The sequence below is a fragment of the Candidatus Bathyarchaeia archaeon genome (assembly GCA_035935655.1).
Taxonomy (GTDB): Archaea; Thermoproteota; Bathyarchaeia; order 40CM-2-53-6; family 40CM-2-53-6; genus 40CM-2-53-6.
In genome coordinates this window covers 179,521-202,824 of record DASYWW010000062.1, presented here as the reverse complement: position 1 = coordinate 202,824, position 23,304 = coordinate 179,521, and the positions used below count along the sequence as shown (strand labels likewise).

At 51.6% G+C, this 23,304-nt stretch carries 26 protein-coding genes; 12 read left to right on the top strand and 14 right to left on the bottom strand.

Annotated features, from left to right (window positions below):
• Positions 1-11: 11 nt before the first annotated feature.
• A complete protein-coding gene (locus VGS11_12865) occupies positions 12-206 on the top strand; it encodes a hypothetical protein (GenBank protein HEV2120981.1) in 195 nt (64 codons plus the stop codon).
• Positions 207-259: 53 nt separating this feature from the next.
• Here the strand turns inward: VGS11_12865 and VGS11_12860 are convergent, their stop codons facing one another.
• Positions 260-1,933: an acetolactate synthase large subunit gene (locus VGS11_12860; GenBank protein ID HEV2120980.1), complete on the bottom strand. Its 1,674-nt coding sequence runs from the start codon at positions 1,931-1,933 to the stop codon at positions 260-262.
• Positions 1,934-1,953: 20 nt separating this feature from the next.
• Positions 1,954-2,577 carry a glycosyltransferase family A protein gene (locus VGS11_12855; protein HEV2120979.1) on the bottom strand — a complete coding sequence of 208 codons (624 nt, stop codon included), beginning with the start codon at positions 2,575-2,577 and terminating at the stop codon, positions 1,954-1,956.
• Positions 2,578-2,734: 157 nt separating this feature from the next.
• Here VGS11_12855 and VGS11_12850 point away from each other — a divergent pair, with 157 nt between their 5' ends.
• Positions 2,735-3,175 (top strand): cupredoxin domain-containing protein, encoded by a 441-nt coding sequence (locus VGS11_12850; GenBank protein HEV2120978.1) that lies wholly within the window; start codon positions 2,735-2,737, stop codon positions 3,173-3,175.
• 67 nt (positions 3,176-3,242) lie between these two features.
• On the opposite strand, the gene VGS11_12845 is transcribed toward VGS11_12850, so the two are convergent.
• Positions 3,243-3,929: a DUF2182 domain-containing protein gene (locus VGS11_12845; protein ID HEV2120977.1), complete on the bottom strand. Its 687-nt coding sequence runs from the start codon at positions 3,927-3,929 to the stop codon at positions 3,243-3,245.
• Between the two features lie 172 nt (positions 3,930-4,101).
• Here VGS11_12845 and VGS11_12840 point away from each other — a divergent pair, with 172 nt between their 5' ends.
• On the top strand, positions 4,102-4,707 hold the full coding sequence (locus tag VGS11_12840) for a DUF1326 domain-containing protein (protein ID HEV2120976.1): 606 nt from the start codon (positions 4,102-4,104) through the stop codon (positions 4,705-4,707).
• Positions 4,708-4,755: 48 nt separating this feature from the next.
• Here VGS11_12840 and VGS11_12835 read toward each other — a convergent pair whose 3' ends face one another.
• Together VGS11_12835 and VGS11_12830 are read right to left on the bottom strand one after the other, a co-directional pair.
• Positions 4,756-5,385 (bottom strand): DUF1326 domain-containing protein, encoded by a 630-nt coding sequence (locus VGS11_12835; protein ID HEV2120975.1) that lies wholly within the window; start codon positions 5,383-5,385, stop codon positions 4,756-4,758.
• A gap of 77 nt (positions 5,386-5,462) precedes the next feature.
• Positions 5,463-6,467, bottom strand: a complete 1,005-nt coding sequence (locus tag VGS11_12830; protein HEV2120974.1) for an alkaline phosphatase family protein — start codon at positions 6,465-6,467, stop codon at positions 5,463-5,465.
• 135 nt (positions 6,468-6,602) lie between these two features.
• On the opposite strand from VGS11_12830, the gene VGS11_12825 reads away from it, so the two are divergent.
• Positions 6,603-7,007, top strand: coding sequence for a hypothetical protein (locus VGS11_12825; protein ID HEV2120973.1), 405 nt, complete (start codon positions 6,603-6,605; stop codon positions 7,005-7,007).
• Between the two features lie 7 nt (positions 7,008-7,014).
• Here VGS11_12825 and VGS11_12820 read toward each other — a convergent pair whose 3' ends face one another.
• Complete coding sequence (locus tag VGS11_12820; protein HEV2120972.1) at positions 7,015-7,620, bottom strand: TetR/AcrR family transcriptional regulator; 606 nt, start codon at positions 7,618-7,620, stop codon at positions 7,015-7,017.
• Positions 7,621-7,707: 87 nt separating this feature from the next.
• Here VGS11_12820 and VGS11_12815 point away from each other — a divergent pair, with 87 nt between their 5' ends.
• The 4 genes from VGS11_12815 (at position 7,708) to VGS11_12800 (ending at position 11,645) form a co-directional block, all read left to right on the top strand.
• The gene (locus VGS11_12815) at positions 7,708-8,577 is read left to right on the top strand and encodes an SDR family oxidoreductase (protein HEV2120971.1); all 870 of its coding nucleotides are present in this window, start codon (positions 7,708-7,710) and stop codon (positions 8,575-8,577) included.
• A gap of 254 nt (positions 8,578-8,831) precedes the next feature.
• Complete coding sequence (locus tag VGS11_12810; protein ID HEV2120970.1) at positions 8,832-9,791, top strand: ABC transporter ATP-binding protein; 960 nt, start codon at positions 8,832-8,834, stop codon at positions 9,789-9,791.
• Between the two features lie 2 nt (positions 9,792-9,793).
• A complete protein-coding gene (locus tag VGS11_12805; protein HEV2120969.1) occupies positions 9,794-10,912 on the top strand; it encodes an ABC transporter permease in 1,119 nt (372 codons plus the stop codon).
• A gap of 61 nt (positions 10,913-10,973) precedes the next feature.
• Positions 10,974-11,645: a DUF996 domain-containing protein gene (locus VGS11_12800; protein ID HEV2120968.1), complete on the top strand. Its 672-nt coding sequence runs from the start codon at positions 10,974-10,976 to the stop codon at positions 11,643-11,645.
• Positions 11,646-11,672: 27 nt separating this feature from the next.
• On the opposite strand, the gene VGS11_12795 is transcribed toward VGS11_12800, so the two are convergent.
• Positions 11,673-11,987 carry a non-heme iron oxygenase ferredoxin subunit gene (locus VGS11_12795; GenBank protein ID HEV2120967.1) on the bottom strand — a complete coding sequence of 105 codons (315 nt, stop codon included), beginning with the start codon at positions 11,985-11,987 and terminating at the stop codon, positions 11,673-11,675.
• Between the two features lie 185 nt (positions 11,988-12,172).
• On the opposite strand from VGS11_12795, the gene VGS11_12790 reads away from it, so the two are divergent.
• On the top strand, positions 12,173-13,663 hold the full coding sequence (locus VGS11_12790; GenBank protein HEV2120966.1) for a carboxypeptidase M32: 1,491 nt from the start codon (positions 12,173-12,175) through the stop codon (positions 13,661-13,663).
• A gap of 6 nt (positions 13,664-13,669) precedes the next feature.
• Here VGS11_12790 and VGS11_12785 read toward each other — a convergent pair whose 3' ends face one another.
• Positions 13,670-14,425, bottom strand: a complete 756-nt coding sequence (locus VGS11_12785) for an arylamine N-acetyltransferase (protein HEV2120965.1) — start codon at positions 14,423-14,425, stop codon at positions 13,670-13,672.
• Positions 14,426-14,483: 58 nt separating this feature from the next.
• On the opposite strand from VGS11_12785, the gene VGS11_12780 reads away from it, so the two are divergent.
• A complete protein-coding gene (locus tag VGS11_12780; protein HEV2120964.1) occupies positions 14,484-15,278 on the top strand; it encodes an SDR family oxidoreductase in 795 nt (264 codons plus the stop codon).
• Positions 15,279-15,325: 47 nt separating this feature from the next.
• Here VGS11_12780 and VGS11_12775 read toward each other — a convergent pair whose 3' ends face one another.
• The 5 genes from VGS11_12775 to VGS11_12755 all read right to left on the bottom strand — a co-directional run bounded on the left by VGS11_12775 (position 15,326) and on the right by VGS11_12755 (position 21,125).
• Positions 15,326-17,218, bottom strand: a complete 1,893-nt coding sequence (locus VGS11_12775; protein HEV2120963.1) for a cation-translocating P-type ATPase — start codon at positions 17,216-17,218, stop codon at positions 15,326-15,328.
• A complete protein-coding gene (locus VGS11_12770; GenBank protein HEV2120962.1) occupies positions 17,215-17,421 on the bottom strand; it encodes a metal-sensing transcriptional repressor in 207 nt (68 codons plus the stop codon). Before VGS11_12770 ends, VGS11_12775 begins: the two co-directional genes overlap by 4 nt.
• Positions 17,422-17,565: 144 nt before the next feature.
• A complete protein-coding gene (locus VGS11_12765; protein HEV2120961.1) occupies positions 17,566-19,023 on the bottom strand; it encodes an ABC transporter permease subunit in 1,458 nt (485 codons plus the stop codon).
• On the bottom strand, positions 19,020-19,943 hold the full coding sequence (locus tag VGS11_12760) for an ABC transporter ATP-binding protein (protein ID HEV2120960.1): 924 nt from the start codon (positions 19,941-19,943) through the stop codon (positions 19,020-19,022). Before VGS11_12760 ends, VGS11_12765 begins: the two co-directional genes overlap by 4 nt.
• Before the next feature lie 126 nt (positions 19,944-20,069).
• Positions 20,070-21,125 (bottom strand): hypothetical protein, encoded by a 1,056-nt coding sequence (locus VGS11_12755; protein HEV2120959.1) that lies wholly within the window; start codon positions 21,123-21,125, stop codon positions 20,070-20,072.
• Positions 21,126-21,191: 66 nt separating this feature from the next.
• Here VGS11_12755 and VGS11_12750 point away from each other — a divergent pair, with 66 nt between their 5' ends.
• Together VGS11_12750 and VGS11_12745 are read left to right on the top strand one after the other, a co-directional pair.
• Positions 21,192-21,848, top strand: coding sequence for a class I SAM-dependent methyltransferase (locus VGS11_12750; GenBank protein ID HEV2120958.1), 657 nt, complete (start codon positions 21,192-21,194; stop codon positions 21,846-21,848).
• Between the two features lie 53 nt (positions 21,849-21,901).
• On the top strand, positions 21,902-22,681 hold the full coding sequence (locus tag VGS11_12745; protein ID HEV2120957.1) for a PHP domain-containing protein: 780 nt from the start codon (positions 21,902-21,904) through the stop codon (positions 22,679-22,681).
• Between the two features lie 34 nt (positions 22,682-22,715).
• Here VGS11_12745 and VGS11_12740 read toward each other — a convergent pair whose 3' ends face one another.
• Positions 22,716-23,261 carry a dihydrofolate reductase family protein gene (locus tag VGS11_12740; GenBank protein HEV2120956.1) on the bottom strand — a complete coding sequence of 182 codons (546 nt, stop codon included), beginning with the start codon at positions 23,259-23,261 and terminating at the stop codon, positions 22,716-22,718.
• Positions 23,262-23,304: the final 43 nt, after the last annotated feature.

Here is a 23,304-nt window from a genome sequence, read left to right as displayed (position 1 = left end):
GTCGGAACGATTTGAAAAAACGGCCACCCTCCCAACCGGAAAAGGTGAACTGGCGGAACTGGCTCGAGCACTGGGAAACATGGAATGCCATAGTCGCTGAGGTCAAGCCTCCCCAATGCGGCCTATTCGGTTGCGATGAGAAGGTCAAGGTCGGGGGCAAGTGGAAGTGCACTGCCTGCGGCAAGATCACAAATACGATAGTCTGAACGCCCTAGTTGCTTACTAGGACTTGGGCTTGAAAGCGAGGAAGAACCTGCTATTACATTGGTTCTGTGAGTTCTCCCAACTTGCTCGTTAGCGCCGAGTTCTGTCCATAATCGACGGGGCAGGCAATCACCGTGACCGCGTTGTCTGCTAGTGCGCGTTTCAGGATGGGAAGCAGATCTTCTGCTCTCTTGATCAGGTATCCTTTGCCGCCGAAGCTCTCGGCGAACTTGACGAAGTCCGGGTTGCCGAAGTCAACGTGCGAGTGGTGTCCGAGCTCTAGGTCCATCTCCCATTTGATCATCCCATAGGACCCGTCCACCCAGATCAATACGACGAGCGGTATCTTCTCTCTCACAGCGGTCTCGAGCTCCATCGAGCTCATCAAGAAACCAGCGTCCCCAGTGACAGCTAGGACCCTACGATCGGGAAAGGCGAGTTTCGCAGCAATGGCCCCTGGAAGAGCGAAGGCCATTGTTGAGAGACCATTCGAGACGATGCAAGTGTTCGGTTGATAGGTTGAGTACAACCGCGCCATCCACATCTTCACAGCGCCGGTGTCAACCAGCACGATATCTTTGTCGCCCATAGCTGCTCGGGTATCGGCGACGAGCCGCTGGGGTTTGACCGGGTAGGAATTGTCTTCTCCTCCCATCTCAAGCTCCTCCTTTAACAGATGGCGGATCTTCTGACCTGTTGGATTCGATGCTGTTTTGAGCTTAGTCTCTCGCGATAGCGCGTCGAGTGATTCTGAAATGTCACCCTGGATACCCACAGCCAAATGGTAGTGAGCGTCAACCTGTGCCGGATAGCGATGGATGTGAATAATCTGCTTGTCCCCCTTCGGGTTGATTTTTACTGGATCGAACTCTTGCATGTCATAACCGACACTTAGAATCACATCGGCCTGGTCAAAGCCGAAATTCGCGTAATCATGAATCATGAACCCTATTGTACCGAGCGCGTTGGGATGGTTGTCTGGGAAGACTCCTTTGCCCATGAAAGTCGTTGCGACAGGGATGTGAAGACGTTCGGAGAAACGGATGAGAGCTTCACTAGCGTGATTGCGGACCGCACCATGTCCCGCAAGTATCACAGGACTCCTCGCAGCCTCCAAAACTTTCGCAGCACGCGATATCTGAGCAGGAGAAGGAGAAGTATCACGCACCACATTGATCTCGAGCGGACGAAGATCTGCGGGCACGGTCATTTTCTCGACATCTTGTGGCAGCGCAAGATAGACGGCGCCTGGACGCTCAGTCTGGGCAAGCTTGAACGCCTTCCGAACCATCTCCGGGATAGCATCCGGCCTCGGAATCATTTCGGCCCATTTCGTGACAGGCTTGAACATGCTGACAAGATCGATTATCTGGTGGGATTCTTTGTAAATCCGGTTCAAGCCCCCCTGTGCGCTTATAGCGACGAGCGGGACGCTGTCGGTGTTTGCATCTGCCGTTCCTAGCAAGAGGTTGATCGCTCCGGGTCCGAGGGTCGCAATGCAGACTCCCGCGTGGTCGGTGAGGCGGCCGTAGATGTCGGCCATGAAAGAAGCGGCCTGCTCGTGACGGACAAGAACGAACCGGATAGATGACCTATTGAGCGCGTCGATGACGTGAATATTCTCCTCCCCGGGTATGCCAAATGCGTACTGGACACCTTCATTTTCGAGGCATCGAACAAGAAGCTGTGCAGCGTTCATTGATAGTTGCTCGGGAGATCTCTTAGTCATTCAACTATCAAGACCATCCGTTAGTGGATCATTCCACTCACGAAATAATAGTGAGCTAGGAAACGAACTTTTCCTCGTCTGAGGAAGAGAGGAGTCTTAGCGACCATCCAGATCTTCTCCCTCCGCGAAAACACGCGTCTAGCTCCCTGGCCATCGAGAAAATGGTCATGTTTGGTCGGTCTCCCAGCAACATAATCGTGAATCACTGGCGCAATATCTAGAATCCTCTTGTACCGGAAACCTTTCTTGAGAATGTGTCTTCTCAGATGTTCATCCTCGAATCTTTGCAGAGGTGGAGGATGCCAGTCCTGAACAGCCTCCCTCCTCACTAGCGTGAACCCGAGCCAGCCTCGAGTAACCCTTGAAGTTGTGAAGTGCGGAGTTATCCCCCTATCAAGGATCTGAGTGTCGATAGCTCCAGTCTTAGCGTCAATCGCTAGAAACATTCGATCGAGCGTTTCGGGAGACCACGTAATGTCGTCATCGACGAACAATACCCAGTCGGTATCCGAGTCCTGGATCAGCTTCTCCCGCGCCAAACTAAGCGGGCTTGTTGAGTCCAGTCTCCAGTGATGAGAATTGACGGCGGGAAGGGAAAAATCCCTGATGGTAGGAGTAAGTAGGTCGATGTCTTGAAGCCTCACTCCGGTTTCGCCGTCATAACGTGAATCGAAACAGGGGAATGTTAACAGCTTCGCTTGACCGGAAAGGTAAGAGCTTTTGAGGTCGGGGGCCCGTAGCAAAGTATTCTACAAACTACAGTGGTAAAACCTTTTAACAACGTCGTTACTTGACGGCAGTATGGTCACCTGGAGCAATCGCAACCTCCTCATCGCAACCGTGCTACTAGCAGCAATCGTTGGAAGCGTAACAGGACTAGCAACTAGTTATCTCGAGCATCCCGGTGCCGCGCCGCAAGCACGAGACGTATACTTGTTCGTTGTCGATCAGAACTTCAACTCCAGTCAGACAAGGGGGTTGACCTCGGACTACATCTACTCATCTAGCCTAATCGTTGTGAACAAGGGCGACACTGTGACCATTCACTTCTACAACCCGACTGACAAGGCTCACTCGTTCACACTCAACGCACCATACGCAAACGACGCTGTTGTTGCGGCCCAGTCAAGCACGATCCAGAACGCAACCATAACAATCACCACAAACCAAGCTGGAAGCTTCAATTTCCACTGTAAATTCCATCAACCACAGATGATAGGAGCGATCATCGTTCAGGGATAACTTGACCTGAGCCGAAGTATCTGACCATGTTCAACGAATCATGGTTTGTCTGTCTATTTTTTTCTTATCATAGCAACAGATAGAGACCTGCTGCCAGAAAGGCACCGCCAACAATCTTAGAGAATAGATTGCCGAACGGCGCAACCTTCTCGACAAAGATGATGAGCGCGAAGACCCCCATGAATGGTAGACTCATGGCCCCGACGGTGAGGAGGCCTACCATTAAGACCCAGCAACATTTGGTACAGAACCAGCCGTAGTTCGCGCCCATGATTCCTGCTCCCGTGGATCCGTTCCGCCAACTGGTTAGAATAAACGTCATTGGACTGCGACACTTCGACAGCGACATTTCCTTGAACCGTGTGAATTGGTAGAGGCCTGTTCCGATCAGTATCAGTCCGGCCCAAGAACGAACGGTACCGAAGCTAGCCGGTAATCCTGCCTGCACCAGGAGAGTGATTCCCAGGTAGAATATGACGCCTACTAGTGTCCATATGGCAACGTATCCGAGAACGAACAGCCCCGCCCTTGCAGAGACTAGTACGCGGCCGAGACCTCCCGATGACCCGTTCTCCTCCAGCTCTCTCCGGGCCGAGCTGGTGAGCGCATAGACCATCGGAATAAGCGATGGAAACATCATCGCAACCATTCCCACAGCCCACAAGGCCGTGAAGAAGCCGAAGGAGACGAGATCAAACATGCCCGCCATCGGCATATTCGACTCCGCGCTTACTAGCCACGCACCAAGAGCCAACGCCCCAAGGACGCTAGCAAGAAAGATACCCGTTACAGAGACTGGGATGTTTCGAACAGAGTCCAGTGTGTGACCCTCGTTTACTGGCAGATTTTGACAGCTCTAGGTAGATGGGGCGAACGCGCCCAGGCTTCCTAGTCTCTAATAGTTAAGCCCATTTTTTGCCGGGGATATGGCGAGCAAGTGGAATCTGGCCGGGTCGTATTTTGAGGCTTGCAACTGCGACGTTGCCTGCCCGTGCGTCTTCACTAGTGCACCAACAACTGGCGAGTGTACCGTTCTCATAGCATGGCATATCGAAAGTGGAAAGTATGCAGACACCTCCCTCAACGGTCTAAACGTAGCTCTGGGAATATATTCTGCGGGTCATATGCTCAAGGTCAAATGGGATGCGGCTCTCTACATCGATGAGAAGGCCACGCAGGCGCAGCGTGACGCTCTAACAACGATCTTTGCAGGAAAAGCTGGGGGTCCACCAGCGGCCCTCGCGCCCTTCATAGGAAGAGTGCTAGGTGTCAAACCGGTTCACATCGATTTCCAGGCCAAGGGCAAACAGCGCTTCCTGCATATGCCAGGCATCGGTGACATGGAGATCACAGCCGTAGAAGGCGCGGGTGGCCGAGACATAATAATAGAGAATCACCCTCTTTCCGCTGTCCCGAACCAGCCCGCCGTTGTAGCCAAATCAAAGAAGCTCGCGCTCCATGATCATGGATGGAACTGGAATATTTCCGAGAAAAATGGATTCTACTCTCCATTCAATATCAAAGGGCCCTAAGCCCTCGCAGATTCTCACAGCTCAGTAAGACGAAGCCTGAGCTCTCGCTCACGACCCGTGTTCCACGGACCCGTACCAGGCCATTTTCCCGGACCATGCATATTTCAGTCCCGGAGCAAATACTGAGAAACCCTGCGAGGACGTCATGTTCAGCTCATTACAAGTCAGACCGTCAGGCAGAACGATCTTTGCCGCGACGTCCTTGCCCGTCACCGGATTTCGCATCGGCTCCATAGATAGACGGACCTCTGAGCCAAATTTGAAGTGGCTCCTAGCTCCGTCGAACTCCCACTCTAGGGGGAGAAATGACGTCTCCAGCCAGGTATCAATCGTTGGACCGAAGATTGGCCATGGCTTCCCACCCATCTTTCCTTTGACGATCTGATCGAGGATGTGTCCCTGCTCCTTAGTAGCCTTCGAGTCTATCCATATTCTCGCAGTGCCGCCCCCTTCATGTATTGCTCTGGGCCACTTGGCCATCAAAGCGAAACCTAGTCGGTCGAGTCGTATGTCACCAGATTTGCCATCTGCAATTTTGAGAGCCCACCCTCCCTGACAGAACCCTCGAGTAGGGGGAGCGTTGAAGTTACATGGACATCCCCAGTCGCAGCTACATGCAGTCATTATGTCCGCCTTGTAGTTCCATTTGACCAAGCGAGATCCCTCGGTCTTCTTCATACTAGAACAGCGTCTGCTCTCTGGACAATAGCGAATATGAAAGTTTGCTGAGTGTTCGGCGGGCAGTGTTCACTGTATCAGTGAGGTGGTTGGGATGGAGTCTGGGTGAAATCGAAACAGTCCGACATGTCGTCCGCCTGCGAATCTCGCTGATTTAGGGCAGGTAGTCCGAACAATGATTCGCAGAACTTGACCAGGCTAACGTGCGAGTGCAGCTTCTTTGAAAGATAACCATTCTTCGCGTATGGACCCAGTACTAGACATGGGACCCGTGGCCCGTACCGGAACTGTGTCCCTTTGTAAGATGGCTGTGGAGTCGCAAGTTTCCACGCCTCAACATTCGGCGGATCGACGTGATCAAACCACCCGCCCCAGTCATCCCATGTTATAAAAATAGCAGTCCTCCCCCAAAGTCCTCCCTTCACAATCGCATTCACCTGTTCCACGGTCCATTGCATACCCGTCGTCACATTCCCCATCGGACCCTTCCCAGGGTCAGGAGGATGCTCATCAAACTGACTCGTAGCATAGACCCACGAGACATTGGGCAGTTTTCCCGCCGCCGCATCCTTGGCGAACTGGTCAGACGTAGATTTGTTTCTCCCACCAACACCACTCAGATACTGGAACGCGTACCCGCCATAGTTTCCCCAAGACAACTTGTGCGATTCAAGGCTCAAAGGGAGCGAAGAAGGGATTCTCGACGGGTCGCCCGGGTGGGGGTTGTCGATGAAGGGAGAATCAGCCGCCAACACCATCAAGTGGTTTGGCGTGGATGGTCCCGCAACATCCGTGAAGTACTGGTCGCATAGGGTGAATTTTCTCGCGTAGGCAAAGTAAGCGGGAATGTCAGCTTCAACGAATTGTTGGCGGACTGAGGTCGTCTGGCGTGTCAACCATGCGCTGTGTCGATGGTCTGGGTCCCTTGGCGGAGGATTAGGGGATCTCGGCATCATCATCCCGTTAGCGCCGGGAAAAGTGCCGAAGTAGTTGTCGAAGGTGTGATTCTCTTTGAAAATGATCACAACGTGATCGATTTTATTGGAGTTGATGCCGCCGGGCCTCGGCTTCGCGACTGACATGAGGACAACAGAAGGCTCCAAGAAATCTGGTTTTATGTCTACCTCATAGGGGGGATGCCGTGCATCGAAGTGCAAATCTTCTATTCCATACTGTTCAATAAGCTGGGCAACAATATTCACGAAGGTTGAACTTGAGTGGTTGACGTTTCCCCGGGATTGTTCTTGCTTAACATGGCTCCTTACATTGTGAGCACAACCATTCTTGCAGCGGCCGCGGTGATTTCTTTCTGGCTATCTCGTCAGAGACAATCGCGCGGGCTCTTTCTGATCGCTCTTGGTTTCCTGATCAACCTAATCATCGATGGCTCCTGGGACTTGTACTATTGGCTCGCCCTTGGAGGTCCCTTTCAAGCACTAGTCCTTTATCAGCGCGGGCTATCTGTGGCTCAAATCGGTGCAACTATAGCTCTCACCGGTTTGGTAGGAGAAGCAATAGGAACAGTTGCGTATGTATCGATGCTCGGTCTCATCATCTACGGCGCTTTGCAGATAACCCAGGAGCATGCTGATAACAAAGTAGTAAGCTCAGTTCCGGTCTAGTGGATCACTAGATTCGTTTGTGAACTGGTTGATGCATGAATATCGCCTTGAACGCTTCAAGCCATGCGTTCCTTGCCTCGGCAACGGAAAGCCCTGTCAGGACCAATGTCTCCATTCCGTTCCAGAGACCAATGAGTGCATAGGTTATCGACCGCAGGTCCAGGTCACTATCGATAAAGCCTCTCTTTCGTCCCTCTTCCAAATAGCTCATCAGGATCGCTGCGTATTCGTCCCGAGTCTTCTTGAGAATTTTTCGGAGACCAGGGTTGTGAGATGCCTCTGAGAATATCTCGAAGCTCAGTCCTGAGCTAGATCCGGATCGCTTCAGCATCTTGTCAAAGAATTCGCCAGCGCTCTCTAGCGGGCTCTTGTTTTCGCTAAAGGTGGAGTATAGGATCTCTTTGAATGCTAAGGGTTCTGCTCGGCAGATGGCCTCGAATAGTTCTTCCTTGCTGGCGAAGTATAGGTAGAGTGCTCCTTTGCTCACGCCGAGTTTCTTGGCCACGTCGTCCATTGTTGCCTGGCGGTATCCTTTTTCTCCAAAGACCTGGTTTGCGGCTGTGAGAATACGTGTTCTAGCTTCTTCTTTGTATTCGGGGACAACACGTGGCATGTTTCCTCTATGAAGTGTGCGCGTGTCGTATTTAAAAATGACCGACGCGTTTAAATAATGACTTGCCAGTCAGTTTAGCGACGAATAATGCAGAACGAAAATGTCTCGGACAAGGTAATGAAAGACAAAATGGTCATGGTTACCGGAGCCAATTCCGGGATTGGTAAAGCAGCCAGCCTCGCTCTTGCCAAGAAGGGCGCGACTGTCGTCATGGTCGCACGAAACAAGGAAAGAGGAGAAGCTGCAAGAGACGATATAATCAGAACAACTCAGAACAACTCAATCGATCTCCTACTCGCCGACTTATCGTCCCTCGAGTCGGTGAAGACCCTTGCATCAGAATTCCAGAAGAAATACTCCAGACTACATGTCCTGATCAACAATGCTGGGCTCTTCAACCAACGACGTCGCGTTACACCTGACGGTTACGAGAATACCTTCGCAACAAACTATCTCGCACCATTCCTTCTAACGAACCTCCAGTTAGACCTGCTGAAGGCAAGCGCTCCAAGCAAAATCATCAACGTTTCATCCGTGGGACACTACAATGGACACATCAACTTCGACGATCTGAACCTACAGACCGATTATGGCGGATGGAAAGCTTATGGACAATCGAAACTCGCCCTCGTCCTCTTCACACACGAACTCGCCAAGAAACTCCAGGGAACCGGGGTGACAGTCAACTCTGTCCATCCGGGAACTGTTGCGACCAACATCTGGACGAGACCTTTTGGCCCTGTAGGCTTCATCATGGCTTTGCCGAAATTGTTCATGACAAGTCCCGAGAAAGGAGCGGAGACAATTGTCTATCTCGCTTCCTCACCAGACGCAAAGGATCTCAACGGAGAATATCTGGAGAAGTTGAAGGTGAAGAAGTCCTCAGACGAGTCCTATGATCAGGAGATAGCGCAAAGACTATGGGACGTAAGCGCAAAACTAACCCATCTCTCCTAGTTTGTTCCCGCAAGGATAGAGAGATTCGAGATGAATGGTATTCATCGGGTTGAAACGGATCTCGCGAGTCAGCAAGATGTAATCACATTGTGTGACTACGAGATGTGCCCGACCATTAAAAGCGACACCGGCGTCAATACGTTAATTGTGGTGAAATCTGATGGAAACTCGCACTCGATCGAAGCCGGAATCAATCACGGCGACGATAATCATTACGAACCTCTTGAGAATCGCGCGGTAGGAGTCTCGCTCCAATGAGCGACAACCTTCCCGCGCCTCCGCCTGGACAATCTGACAAGGTCGTACAGGTGGACAAGCTTTCCAAGAAATACGGTGACAATGTCGCTGTCAACGACATATCATTCAGCCTGACGAAAGGAGAAATCTTCGCATTTCTCGGCCCAAACGGCGCCGGAAAAACTACGACAGTAGAGATCCTAGAATGCCTTCGAAACCCGACCGGCGGTCAAGCACGAGTGCTTGGATATGACGTAAGCAAACGTTCTGATCAGGCAGAGATCAGAAAACGAATAGGGGTCCTACCGCAGGACTTCAATGCGATCGATCGTCTTACTGTCCGAGAGAATATCAACTACTTCGGAGCGATGTTCAAACACCAACTCGACGCGGACAAACTCATCGAGTTAGTAGATCTCAAGGATAAGCGGGACGAACAATTCAAGAGCTTGTCTGGAGGCCTCAAGCAGAGAGTCGGCCTCGCGGTTTCTCTCGTAAACGACCCTGATGTAGTCTTCCTTGATGAGCCCACCACTGGGCTCGACCCTAGGGCTCGGAGAGATGTCTGGGGAGTTGTGGAGCGGTTAAAGAGTCAAGGGAAAACAGTCTTCCTGACAACTCACTATATGGACGAGGCAGAGTTCCTAGCTGACATCGTATCAATAATTGACCACGGACAGATCATCGCGTCTGGAACCCCAGACCAATTGATAGACAGCCATGGCGGAAAGAAAACGCTCATCATCAGAGAAGCTGGCGAGCAGGGACTCAAACAACTACCTCCTGGCTTGCCTAAAGCTGAGCTCAGAAACGCAGGAGACATTGCCATTCCTCTAAACAATGGAGAACTTACAAACATCCTCATGAGCTTGGGACAGACCCCTTTGCACGACAAGGAGATCGAAGTTAGGCGTCCAACACTAGATGACGTATTTCTCAATCTAACAGGGCGCAGAGTTTCAGAGGAGGGAAACTGACCATGAGGAGCCGAATCTACACAATCATCAATGGACACTTCAAGAGCGGGTACCGCAGCAAGAGCAACATATTTTGGACCATCGCCTTCCCACTACTCCTCATCGTCCTCTTCGGAGCGATCTTCGGCAACGGAAGCACCAAGTTCGACCTATACCTCCAGAACCAGGACCTGACCGGTAATGTGCCCACAGCTCTCTCTCAAGGCTACGTCAACGTGCTGAACCAAACCGGAGCGTTCAACCTTCACGTGATCCCAGCTGAGCAACCAAACCCGCTGACATTTGTGAAAGAGGACGCTCAGCAACATAATCGCGGACAGAGATTGCTGGTCATACCGCTAGGTTTCAATGCCACCCTGATGAGCGGAAAGAATGCGACCATTCAGCTCTACATGGATCAGAGCGATCAAGCGTCCGCGTCGCTCGCGGGAATAGTGCACTCGGTAACCATTTCGTACGCAGCCGCAATTGCTAACGCGCCTAACCACCTAATTCTCCAACAAGTCGGAATCGTAACGAAGAATGTCCGCTACATCGACTTCTTCATCCCTGGAGTAATCGGGATGACCCTTCTCACAACCGGAGTCTTCGGCGCCGTGAACACCAATGGCAGATACCGAGAGCTGAAAATTATCAAGAAACTCGCGACTACACCGCTGAGCAAGATCGAATGGATTCTCGGCATGGTTGGCTACCAGATGATCCTGGCTACAATATCACTTGTCGTTATCCTCTTCTTCGGCTATGCCATCTTTGGCGTGACAGCGACTATCGACATCTACACGGTAGGGTTGGTAGTTGCGGCCGCCCTTCTCTTCCCGGGCATCGGCATGGTCCTCGCAAATTTCGTGAAGGAGGCTGAGAGCGCGGATGCGGCTGCGAACGCGATAACTTTCCCCATGATGTTCTTGGCTGGAACCTTCTGGCCCCGCGAGACACTGCCCGATATCATGAAGATCATAGCCAACTTCATGCCACTAACCTATGTCAACGACGGACTAAGAGACGCACTCATCTACGCGCAACCTGCCCAGGCTTTGACAAACACGATCATCGCCCTAGGTCTCGCAGCCTTCTTCATCGTGCTCGGCAGCATACTGATGAACTGGAAAGAAGAATAATCCTACCAAAACAACTCAGCCAATTCCAACCTTAAATTCGGGACATTAGACCTACTCGAACATGGGATCTTTGTCATCGGCCAAGACCCTCGGCGGAGTGGGTGGGATCCTCGTCTTCATCCCCTTCGTCAGCCTTGTCGGCTGGATACTGATTCTTCTGGCGACGAAGGAAATATCCGAAGCGGTTCAAGACAAGAGTATCTTCGACGACGCTCTTCTCGCCGCCATAACCGCCATTATTGGAGCAGTCGTTTTTGTCGCGTTTATCATCTCGGGGGAAATTGGCGGCCTGTTTTCGCTTGGTTTCGGGTTTCCCGGACTTCTGTTCTTTGGCATACTCGGAGCGTTTTGGGTCTCCACGATCATATCTGCGATCTTTCTCAAGCGATCCTACGAGAAGATATCACAGCGGCTGAACGTGAGCGCGTTCGCAACCGCCGGCTTGCTGTACCTTATTGGAGCAGCGCTCACAATCGTGTTCGTAGGCTTCCTGATCATCTTAATTGCTCTAATTTTCCAAATCGTCGCATACTTCTCCATCAATGACCGGCCCCCATCGCCTGGCTGGGGTCAACCTGCCCCGCAGACTTTCGCGCCCTCTCCGGCTCCACCGCAACCAGCGACCGGAATGCAACCACAGCCTTCGGTCGAGTCGAAATTCTGTTTCAAGTGTGGTGCTAAGCTCCCCGGTGCCGCGACGTTCTGTACCAGCTGTGGCGCAAAGCAGCAGTAGCCGGAAGAATCTCGCGGATTACGTTTTCTATTGCTTCTGTCTTATCAGAATATTACCACTTTCGATCTTGACCTCATAGACCGGCTCCGGCCTAAAGGCAGGACCTCTCTTTACTTCGCCACTGGTGACATCGAAATGGGAACCGTGCCAAGGACACTGCACCTCATGACCCGCGAGGAAACCTTGGTCCAATGGTCCACCCATGTGGGTGCAGACGTTTCCAATAGCGTAATACCTGCCGTTCACGTTCGAAACAAGAATCTGTTGACTGCCGACTATGACCTTCTTCATTTTTCCTTCAGGAATCTCACCCGTCGAGGCTACACGGACGAATTCAGACACGGCCTTCGCCATGACTCTGGCAATTATCCCTGATGCGTATTAGCTCTTGCTGGGGAAGAAACGCTGTATTCTTCAAGCTTCTAATCGGCAAGATATCCAAGAAAAGCACTCGCCCGGCCCAACTCCTAGTAATTCGCCTTCAAAGTTTTTAGGCAGTTAATCTGCCGAGAGGTCTGGTCGCGCCTTTGACCCCGTTCAATAACCCAGTTGTCCTCGACCTTCTCACCAGATACAGATCAGTTGCCGCGATGACCCATGCTTCTTCCCTCTTGGGATGGGACCTCGAGATCAACATGCCTAAGGCTGGAGCCGGCGCCAGAGGCCAAGCTCAGTCCGAGATCGAGCTACTTCGCCAGGAGATGACCATAGATCTAGCTGGCCCTGTCGAGAAAGCTGAGAAGCTGAAGGACCTCAACGATGCCGAAAAGGGAGTTGTTCGGGTCGTCAAGAGAGAACTCAACTATTTCCAGAAAGTCCCACCGAAACTGGTTGAGGAACTGCAAAAGGCTACAATCGAAGCTAACATCCCGTGGAGAGAGGCGAGAAAGAAATCTGACTTCAGAATCTTCAGGCCCCACTTGGAGAAGATAACTGAGCTGAAACGGGAAGAGGCAAACCATCTCGACCCGTCCGGGAATCCGTACAACGCGCTGCTTGATCTTTCCGAGGAAGGACTGACCTTCAGTGACCTTGACAAGATCTTCTCCGAACTTATCCCGCAACTTAAGAAGATCTTGGCAAAGACTCTATCCCAAGGAACGTTTCCGAAGAAACATCCTCTAGAAGATCTCGACTACGACGTTAATTCGCTGAAACAGGTAAGCCAGAAGCTACTGCAACTACTCGGCATGCCGGAGAAGAGATTCCGGCAGGACGTTTCCACCCATCCCTTCGCCATCAAGATCGCAAGTGACGACGTTAGAATAACGACGAGATATGAGCCTAAGAATTTCAAGGCCTCAGTGTTCGGGCTAATTCACGAGTGCGGCCACGCCCTATACGAGCTGCAGGTAGACCACGAACTGCAATTCACGCCTACAGCTTCTGGAGTGTCCGCAGGCGTCCACGAGTCGCAATCCCGATTTTGGGAGAATATCGTTGGAAGGAGCAAAGAGTTCGTTCCGTTGCTCTACCCAATCCTAAAGTCGAATCTGAGCTTCGTATCCCGTTACGACCAGAAACAACTCTACTCTTACTTCAACACTGTCAGACCGAGCTTGATCCGAGTGGAAGCGGACGAGCTGACATACAATTTCCATGTTGCAATGAGATACGAACTCGAGAAGAAACTCGTACTGGGAAAGATCAAAGTCTCCGAACTACCCTCCGTATGGGACGATATGATCGAAGACTACCTTGGCATGAGACCTGAGAACGATGCAGATGGGGTTCTTCAGGACATACACTGGAGCTGGGGACAATTCGCCACCTTCCCAGGCTATTCTCTCGGAAACGTAATCGCCGGAATGCTGTGGAGCACTCTAACAAAGAAGAAATTGCTCCCGATCAAAGGAGACAGAAGCATCGTACTGTTGAAGGAATGGCTGGCAGAAAACATCCACAAGCCCGGATCAACCTACTCGCCGAAAGAGCTGCTCAACCGCGTCTTCAACAAAGGATACGATCCATCAGGACTAGTCAGCTATCTAGAGAACAAGTACCTCGCGATGAACTGAATCTCGTTAGTTCAGGTCGATACCAAAATGCCGACGTAGCAACACAGCGAACTCTTCAGGGTTCTTGACCGGTCGCTCAACCTTCTTACTGCCTTGCGTCACTATGAACCTCGTGTCAGTAAGCGTCAATCTCCCATTGGAGGTAAGAAGAGTACATATGCGATTTTTTCTGAAGTGAGACCTTGGAGATGTTTGTTGCCAGCGACATCTCGAAAAGAAATCATCCATCTTTCGGGGCCGCAAGCTGAACATGTATGCAGGCTCCCACAAACCGTCTCTTTTCATCCTCCGGGACAGAAGGGTCCAGCCATCTCTTCGAGTGAAGCGATATTCTTTCCCATGATCGGCCTGTGGTTCTTTAATGTCGAGCCGTTTTGGTTCCGTGAAACAGTCACCGAACCCCACGTCAACGAGCCATGGATGCTTGAGCTGCACGAGCAGGGTCATATGATCGAATTCTGGACTGAACCCTCCGCTCTTTCTCGCTACCCGTGCTGAGAGCATCGACACTTTGTAACCTAATTCCTCTAGCAAACTGGCAAACAGACCGTTCAGCTCGTAGCAGAATCCTCCTCGGTGATGCCTGATGATCTTGTCATAGAGTGTGTTCTCTTTCAGAATGATTGGCCGACCGATGTGGACGTCGAGATTCTCAAACGGGATCGAGAGCAGATGTCTCCTGTGTAGTCTGCGCAGATCATTCACCTTCTGTCGAGTAGACCCATGGTAGCCGATTCGGTGGAGGTAGGCCTCGGTGTCCATTACCGTTTTTCAACTTGTACCAACTTTAATCTCCTTAGATGGATGGGCCTAGGCTATCTTGGAACTTGGACTCAAGGACAAGGTAGCGCTGGTCCCAGCGTCGAGTAAGGGAATAGGGCTTGGCGTGGCTAAAGTTCTTGCCGCAGAAGGCTGCAAGGTAGTAATCTCTTCAAGGAATCAAGACTCAATCTCGAAGGCCAGTGACACGATCACAAGGGAAACTGGAAACAAGAACGTGTTCCCGGTCAAGGCAGATCTCACTCGCAAATCGGATATTGACCTTCTCGCTAATCAGGCCACAAGCAAGTTTGGGACCGTGGATATTCTCGCGTACAATACAGGCCCGCCGAAACCGGGAACCTTCGCCGATCTCAGCGACACCGACTGGGACAATGGGGTGAAACTGCTTCTGATGAGTGCCGTCTGGCTCACGAAACAGGTTATTCCAGGGATGCTTCAGAAGAAGTGGGGGAGGCTGATCTACTTCACATCCTCCGCGCTTCGACAGCCAGTCCCGAATCTGGTCTTGTCAAACACTGTGAGATTGAGCCTCGCCGGATTGTCGAAGTCCCTCGCGCTCGAATATGCTTCGAGAGGAATAACCTCGAACGGGATCATGCAAGGACACATACTTACAGACAGGCAGAGACAAGTTGCTCAGGACGTTTCCTCACGAACCGGAAAAAGCCTTGAAGAGGCTATGAAACAGATGCTCCAAGATGTACCCGCGCAAAGATATGGCTTGTCAGAGGAAGTTGGCTATCTCGTCGCGTTTCTCGCCAGCGAGAAGGCGAGCTACATCAATGGGACAATGCTTGCAATTGACGGAGGACTGATCAGATCAGTCTTCTAAACGGTTCACTAGATGTTCTCAAGTCCCGTTGATAGTGCGTACTCTAGTTATCGAATTAGTCTCGCGGAATTGAGGATGAAGACAAGCTCTGACACTACATGAATGCCCGCTGCGAATAATGGATTGAGAAGACCGTCAAAAGCTAAGGCCAATCCAATCCCATCCACAATCAGAGTGCCATAGAAATTCTGTAAGATCACTCCGTAAGCCTGTTTGCTCGCCCTCACGATTGCCGGAATCTTGCCCAGGTCATTTGTCATCAGTACAATATCCGCCTCCTCAATGGCAATATCGGTGCCCGCTCCCATACCAATCCCAACATTCGCTCTGGCTAGAGCAGGAGCGTCGTTGATTCCGTCTCCCACCATTGCAACCTTCTGACCCGTTTCCGTCATACGCTCGATGATCGAGACTTTGTCTGGGGGCAGAAGCTCCGCGTAGACCTGTTTGATTCCTGCTTGTTCACCGACGCGATAAGCAGCGACCTTGTTGTCGCCTGTCAACATAACCGTAGAGATTCCCATCTTCTCCAGTTCTTGAACCGCGGCTCGGCTCTCGTTTCTGATCTTGTCTGAGATTCCGATAATTCCGCAGGTGTGCCCTCCGTGGGCGACTATTACCGTGGTTTTTCCTTCTGAGATCTTGTTCGTGATGGTTGCTTGAGCGTCACTCGATATGTGGATGTTCTGCTCGCTCATCAGGACGGAATTTCCAACGAGGACGGGTTCCCCTTGGTATTGGGATATGATGCCTTTTCCGGCTAGATAGTCAGACGAGAGGCTTCCGGTTGGATTGGCTCCAAGCTCCTGAGCCTTCGCGGTTATTGCTCGTGCGAGGGGATGATTGGATAGTTTCTCTGCAGCAGCGGCATAGGTGAGGACCTGTTTCTGAGAACAGCCGTCAAGTCCCACGACGTCGGTTACTTCTGGATCGCCGAGAGTGAGAGTGCCGGTCTTGTCAACAACGACTGCGTTGATTTTGCTCATCTCTTGAATGTAGGCTCCGCCCTTCACTATGACGCCTTTCTTACCCAGTCCCCCCATGGCCGCTACGATTGCAAGCGGGGTTCCGGCTGCGACACCGCAGGCACCTGCAACTACGATGACGGAGATTGCTGAGATCAGATTTCGAGTTACGATGAACGTGATTATTGAGAAGGCGATGGTGAACTCGACTAGCCAGGTCGCGAGCTTGTCGGATAGTTTTTGGATCGGGGCTTTTCGGCTCTCAGCCTCCTCGACCAGTTTGATAATCTGGCCGAACACTGTCTCATTTCCGACTTTGTCTGTTTGCACCTCGAGGACGCCGGACTCGTCAACGCTGCCTGCGAACACTCGACTGCCATTAGTCTTCTCGACGGATAGAGCTTCTCCAGTTATGGCTGATTGATTGACAAACCCTGAGCCTCTGACTATTGCTCCGTCGACCGGGATCCGTTCTCCGTCTCGAACAATCACGACCTCACCTGATTGGATTGTCTCTACGTCGGTTTCGACTTCGGCTCCGTTCCGTCTGACCAGGGCTCTTCTCGGAATGGACTTTTCCAGTTTGAGGATTGTTGCTCTTCCCTTGTCGACAGCGTAGGATTCTATGAATTCTGAGAGAAGAACGAAGAAGGTCACTACAACCGCGGCCGTGAACTGGCCTACTAGTAGAGAGGCGGCAATCGCCACGGTCATGGATACTTCCATGTTTATGGAACGATGGCGGAGAGTGCGGAAGGTTTCCATGAACACTGGATACCCTCCAATCAGACTCGCTCCGATCGCTACAATATCGATTGGAGTAATACCGTGCAAGAGTCCTAGGTAGCTGACGAGTGCTGCAATCCCCATCAGAACGAGACGGATTTCGTCTTTCCTATTCTTCGGGCGAGATTCTATGGAACTCGACTCCTGGACTCCGCTGACTACCGGAAGCTCGAGTTTGGAGGTGCTCATCGGCTGCTTGCGACTACTTGTTGAAGCTCGAGGACTGTTTCCCTGACGGACCCACCTTTGCGAGCACTTGCTACGCAGTCTTCTACGAGGTCGTCAACGATAACTTCGACAACTCCATCCAAAGAGGCTCGCACTGCTGCAACTTGATGGACGATCTCGGGATAGCTGCGATCATTCTGTACCATCTTCCTGATGGCTCGCACATGACCTTCAATTCATGAGAGTCTGCTCTCGACTTCGGGCCGCTTATGTCGCGACATACCAGACCCTTGGGAGGGGATGTATTTATACTCAATTTGCGTTGCGTCAACCGAAACTTGTCTACAACATCCTATGGACAGACTCGTCTAGTCTCGTTTGACAGCAAGGTAGAGGAACGCTAGGAAGGGCAGGATAGCCCACAAAAACCCGTCCAGAACGATAGCCGGGAGTGTCACTCCGTAGTTTGATGATTGGAACCCGATTCCGGAGGACGATTGGAAGACGTACACGTTGATGAGCTGCAGAAATTGTGCTGGATTAGCGTAATAGGAGATAAGCGTCGCTTCCAATGCTACGGCCGATCCTGAAGTTCCTCCGAGGAGAAGCGTCAGCAAGAAGACTATTAGACTCCAGAAAAAGTCCAAGATGACAAAGAGCACGATACTGATCCCTAGCAGAAGCCCTGTCGATTTGACGAGGTGGGATAGTAGAAAGATCAGACCGGTGAAAGCAGCCACCTCCACTACTAGTCCAGAGATTATGGCCAGAGCGTAGTCTTGGGGTAGAGCTGATCCTAAGACCTGGTTTAGCAGGAGGTCTACTATTCCAACTGAGGCTATGGCCGCGACTGCGAGCGCGGTCAGAGTCGAGAGAAACCTTGAGATTGCGAGTCCGCGCCTGCTGATAGGCCGAGCCAACACAGATTCCAGCACGCCAGTGAGACGATCCTTACCGTAGGAAGAGTAGGCTCCAAGGATCGCTGCTAGAGGCATGAAGAAGCTCAAGATTGTGGAGAAAAAAAAGGATGCAACGTTTGTCGCTTGAGGACGGAATTGTTGTCGTGTCAGCTCAAAGACTGGCATCTGCGTTCCAGCGATGGCGGTTCCGTTTGGAGCAAATAGTTCGAACCAGACATCGGTGTTTTGGGGGAGCCCATTAGGGATTGTGGGGTCGAAGACCTGACGGTAGTCAGTCAGGTTGCCGAGAAGATCCATTTGAGCCGCGGTGTAGGGACTGTCGTCCTTGTATGTTAGAGGCGGTGGTGTGGTTGGGATTTTGTACCGGATGCTGTAGCCTGTTGGTTTGGCGCCGTAGAGCCCTGCGTAGAATGTCCGAATGTCCGCTTTTGACGCGTTCGCCTTGTCCTGCACAGTTGAGATCCAGGATGTGTATTGGAACTGCGGCTGTCCAACCACGGGAGAGGAGTACAGGTATGTGCTAAGTGAGGATGAGCCTCCTCCTCTACTCGCATTCACTGTCCAGTAATATGTTCCATTTGGAGCACTAAGAGTGATGAACGCGTAACCCTGGGAGTTTGTCGTGCTTGAATTGGCATAGGTCTGCGCGCCGGAGAGTTTCATCGATATCTGGGTTCCTTGGACTGGCTGACCATACTGATCGGAGGAGAATACTATGAAGTGGTAAGCGCCGGGGTCGCGATAGTAAAGAATGTCGGGACTGGACGAACCGCCAAAGGATGATACAACGGGAGCGGTAAACGGGATGATCGCGAGACTTATGAGAAGAATAATTCCAGTTAGGATTAATACTGATTTGCTAGTTATCGTCCGTCTAAAGTCGTAGAAGAACGGCCGTATCATCATTTTCCTGCGTCAGTCCCTCGAATGATATCGAAAAAGTACTCCTCCAGCCCAGTTCTTTCGTGCTTGATCTCCCGAACTTGGAAGCCCCTCTTGACCAGCTCACTATTGACTTGAGCCGAATCTCCTTGGAAATCTGATAGAACGATCGCGTTGCCATCCAATTGGACTGTTCCTAATGTCTTGAGATAGGAAACGGCCTCGTCGGTGACATTTTGGAGTTGTATTCTGAGTATTGTGCCCTTCGCAGCGTACGAAGCCAGCTCGTCGCGGGTTGCGGTTTTGGCAATCTTCCCTTTGTGGATGAAGACGACCCTGTCAGCGAGGTTCTCAACCTCGGTGAGAATGTGGGAAGATAACAGGATGGCTTTGTTGACCTTCTTTTGTCCCATCATGAGTTGTCGGAAGAATTGTATTCCCTCAGGGTCGAGACCGTTGAGGACCTCGTCGAAGAGGAAGTTCTGTGGGTTCGATAGCATTGAAGCGGCTAGGGCGAATCTCTTCTTCATCCCCTGAGAATATGTTCGAAACTTACGGTTCTCGAAGCCTGAAAGTCCTACTGAGGCGAGGAGTTCCTTCGATTCCTTGGTTGCTTCTCTTCCGTCCATTCCGTAGAACCCGGCCAAATATCGCATCAGTTTCCACGCCTTCGCGTTGGGCTCGAAGTTCGGAATCTCCGGGACCCATCCGATGCTCCTAGAAGCCTCAGGCTTCTCCTGAGTAATATCGTGACCATCTATCAGAACAGTCCCGGAAGTCGGAAGAGAGACTCCGACCGCGATTCTGATGGTCGTTGTCTTTCCGGCCCCGTTTAGCCCTACGAACCCGACAATCTCACCATTCTTAACGTCGAAGCTGACCGCGTCTATGGCTGGACCCTGTTTGGCCGAGAAGATTTTCGTGGCCGCTTTTATTTCAAACAAGGTCCTCTACCTTGACACAATCCTAACTCTGTTACGCTACGTCTCAATATAACAGTAAACACCGTTCACAACAAGACCGGGAGCCCAAGCTAGGGCTAAGCTAGCTCTACCACCGGATGGTCATGATCACGACTCAAGCAGGCCCAGTCGTTTCAGAATCAGCAATGCTTGAAGCGTCACCCACTTGCTAGGCTTACCTGCCTCTTCCAATTGCAAGGTCCGATCAATTCCCCACCCCTCAGTTACAAGCTCTCGCTCCTCAGGTCTTGATACCGTCTCCGTTCCATGCATAGGCTGCGATTGACGCCAGCCACGGTACACCGCCTCCAGTGGCCATTTCCCATCTACCAGTTGCTTTGCGCGCAATAATCTTAGAGCATCATCCATTCTTTCATCCTTCGGAACTCCTAACTCTGTAAGGACTCGTAATCCGTGAAGAAAGTCATAGCAGTAGTGAGTGGGATAGTGGATCTTTAGAAAGTCGAAGAGGACAACGGAATCATCCCTGTCGGACTTGTAGATCTTGTGTTTGAGAACGAACTCGGACGACTTGACGGCGGCCTGTTTCCACTCTTCTCTCGGCTCTTGCCTTATCATCTCGGAGAGAGCCCACATAGGCTCAACAGTGGCGAGGAAGGATCCGTGCTTGCCTGATGGGGCACAGTTCCAGGCCGAGTCTGATAGCTGCTTGGACATAAGCCAGCTCATCGCCTTCTGAACCCTCTCATCCTTTGCATATCCCGCTTTCGCGAGGGCCCAAACCATGTTGCCAGTATTGCAGACATGAGGCTCGAACGGTTTCTGGCTCCTAGGACGCATAGAGAATCCACCAGTCTCAACGTTGTGAAGATCGAAAAAGTGCTCCACAGCATTTGCGAACCGAGAATCCTCCGATGATACTCCCAGGTCAGCGAGAACCGCTAGCTGCCATCCTGTGGAGCTGAACTTGGGAACGTAGCAGGTTTCCTTGTTCTCCCAGTAGGTGTTCTCCTTCTGTTTCGCGAAAATCTTCGCAGCCCATCCTTCTCGACCGATCCTATCTCTAGCCTTTCGAACGGAGGAGTCTTGCTTGTCGCGTCCCATCAACTCTCTGAGTGTGAAGTATTGACTCGAAGGTTCGCTCTCCAGCAACCATTTTGAAACGGTCGGCGAGACTAGGGTCTCTTTCTGAAGCTGTTCCAATTGGGCTCATGAAAAGCATTGCATATCATCTAAAGAGCCTTTTTGCAATTCGGAGCTAACGATCCCATGTCGGCTCGTCTCCATCTCCGCAACGTTCTTGAATTCGGCATCGATCCACGAGTCCGAAAATCGGTGAGTTCTTGGGAGGACGCCTACAAGACCGTTCCACCATGGGACGTAGGCCGTCCGCAACCGGCCTTCGTAGAACTTGTGCGAGTCAGGGAACTGAACAAGGGCGGGGTTCTCGATGTTGGTTGTGGAACTGGGGAGAATGCACTCTATCTGGCGGAGAACGGGTTCTCAGTTGTCGGAGTTGATCTGTCAAACCGCGCGATTGCCGCGGCAAAGGCGAAGGCTACGGAGAGAGGGTTGAAAGTCGACTTTCGAACGGGGAACGTGCTCTCGCTAGATTTCAAAGACGGTCTCTTCGACAACGTTACTGATTCTGGACTCTTCCACACATTCAACGATATTGAGAGGCCCGTTTACGCCCGGGAGATAGCCAGGGTTCTAGCTCCGAGAGGAAGATACTTCATGCTTTGTTTCAGCGAAAAAGAGCCCACTAACTGGGGCGGACCGAGAAGAGTTGCGAGAGGGGAGATCGAAGCGACGTTCTCGCCGCTCTTCAAAATCAACTTCATTCGGGACGCATTGTTCGCCACGCGATTTCACAACAGTGGCGGGAAAGCATACCTAACTTCCGCTACAAGAATTCCCGCTTGATCCCAGCTATGCTTTCAAGGACCGGGCCCACTCGAATCACGATGGCGCCGTAGATGACGAGAGTCGACAATCACAGCCACATTCTTCTTGCGAACATAGTGGACATGGTTTCGGCCGCAAAGGCGAGGGACCTTAGTGAATATTCTATCACGGAACACGTCTCACAGTTCAGAGAGCTCAGAGAATCCATCAAGTTCGGGTCCATACACTCGACCGGGAGGATGTTCAACGACCTGAAAGAGTACACTGATGAGTTCAGGAAGGTCGATGACCATGAAGATTGGAACATGAAGATCAATCGCGGGCTTGAGATCGATTTTTCCCCACGTTTCGAGAAGCAAGTGGGAGATTTTGTCGGACAGGAAAAATGGAGCATTCTGCTCTGCTCGGTCCACGAGTTCGATGACCGGACAGACATTGAGAGAGCGTTGGGCGTGTTTGATACGATACTGGGACGCAAGCGATGGAGCGAATATCTCAGACTGGAAAATATGGCGTTAGAGAGCGACTTCGTCCCCTTCAATGTGCTCTCGCACCCTGTCAGATTGGCAAGGGGAAAAGTGAACCCTCCTCCTGAGATTGATGATCTATTGGTAGATCTCGCAAGAACGGCAAGGAGGAGGAACAAGGCGCTTGAGCTGAACGGAAACGACATAGGGTACGCTCCGCAACTCGTCCGCACACTTGCGCAGGCATGTTCGACGGCTGGTTGCAGGGTCAGCCTTGGCTCAGACGCTCATCATCCCAAAGATGTGTTCAGAAATATGGAAGCCGCTCTAGGCATCGTCGAGGAGTTCAAGCTGCAAATGTTCGCGAGCAGCGTATCTACATAATGCGACTTTCAAACATCCATGGCCCAGGGAGAGATTATTTCTTGCTGGCCTGGTAGCGGAGCAGAACGACTCCGGAACTGAACGTCTTTGTCTCTACGAGTTTGAGGGTTGCTTTATTGGCATCCCTGAAGAACCGTTTTCCGTTTCCCAGAATGATCGGGTAGACAAGGAACCGATACTCGTCGATCAGATCATGTTGCATCAACTCACTTACTAGCTGACCGCTGCCGAAGATCAAGAGGTCCTGGCCTGGCTGTTGCTTCAGCTTGGATACTTCCTTCTCGATGTTTCCCTTAATCAGGTGTGAATTGTTCCAGTCAAGCATCTCCAGGGTTCTCGACACCACATGCTTCGGAAAGCTGTTCATTCTGTGACCGTAGCCCGCCTCGTCATTCATCTTCGGCCAGGCTGCTGCAAAACCCTGGTAGGTCAATCGTCCCAGCAGAAGAGCATCGCTCGAAAAAAGCTCATCGAACTTGAATTTGCCAATTTCGTCATTCCAGAACGGGAAGGACCACTTACCAGGCTCTTCCGCGACCCCGTCAAGAGTCACGAACTCTGAAACGATTACTCTTCTCATATTTACCGCCCCGGTCGTAGCTGGTTCAATAACCCTTTGCAGC

Coding starts and splice junctions, on each gene's coding strand:
- VGS11_12860 (HEV2120980.1), bottom strand. CDS start 1,933: ATGACTAAGAGATCTCCCGAGCAACTATCAATGAACGCTGCACAGCTT.
- VGS11_12785 (HEV2120965.1), bottom strand. CDS start 14,425: ATGGACACCGAGGCCTACCTCCACCGAATCGGCTACCATGGGTCTACT.
- VGS11_12815 (HEV2120971.1), top strand. CDS start 7,708: ATGCAGAACGAAAATGTCTCGGACAAGGTAATGAAAGACAAAATGGTC.
- VGS11_12765 (HEV2120961.1), bottom strand. CDS start 19,023: ATGATGATACGGCCGTTCTTCTACGACTTTAGACGGACGATAACTAGC.
- VGS11_12830 (HEV2120974.1), bottom strand. CDS start 6,467: ATGTCAGTCGCGAAGCCGAGGCCCGGCGGCATCAACTCCAATAAAATC.
- VGS11_12800 (HEV2120968.1), top strand. CDS start 10,974: ATGGGATCTTTGTCATCGGCCAAGACCCTCGGCGGAGTGGGTGGGATC.
- VGS11_12820 (HEV2120972.1), bottom strand. CDS start 7,620: ATGCCACGTGTTGTCCCCGAATACAAAGAAGAAGCTAGAACACGTATT.
- VGS11_12745 (HEV2120957.1), top strand. CDS start 21,902: ATGACGAGAGTCGACAATCACAGCCACATTCTTCTTGCGAACATAGTG.
- VGS11_12775 (HEV2120963.1), bottom strand. CDS start 17,218: ATGAGCACCTCCAAACTCGAGCTTCCGGTAGTCAGCGGAGTCCAGGAG.
- VGS11_12750 (HEV2120958.1), top strand. CDS start 21,192: ATGTCGGCTCGTCTCCATCTCCGCAACGTTCTTGAATTCGGCATCGAT.
- VGS11_12840 (HEV2120976.1), top strand. CDS start 4,102: ATGGCGAGCAAGTGGAATCTGGCCGGGTCGTATTTTGAGGCTTGCAAC.
- VGS11_12810 (HEV2120970.1), top strand. CDS start 8,832: ATGAGCGACAACCTTCCCGCGCCTCCGCCTGGACAATCTGACAAGGTC.
- VGS11_12835 (HEV2120975.1), bottom strand. CDS start 5,385: ATGAAGAAGACCGAGGGATCTCGCTTGGTCAAATGGAACTACAAGGCG.
- VGS11_12850 (HEV2120978.1), top strand. CDS start 2,735: ATGGTCACCTGGAGCAATCGCAACCTCCTCATCGCAACCGTGCTACTA.
- VGS11_12740 (HEV2120956.1), bottom strand. CDS start 23,261: ATGAGAAGAGTAATCGTTTCAGAGTTCGTGACTCTTGACGGGGTCGCG.
- VGS11_12805 (HEV2120969.1), top strand. CDS start 9,794: ATGAGGAGCCGAATCTACACAATCATCAATGGACACTTCAAGAGCGGG.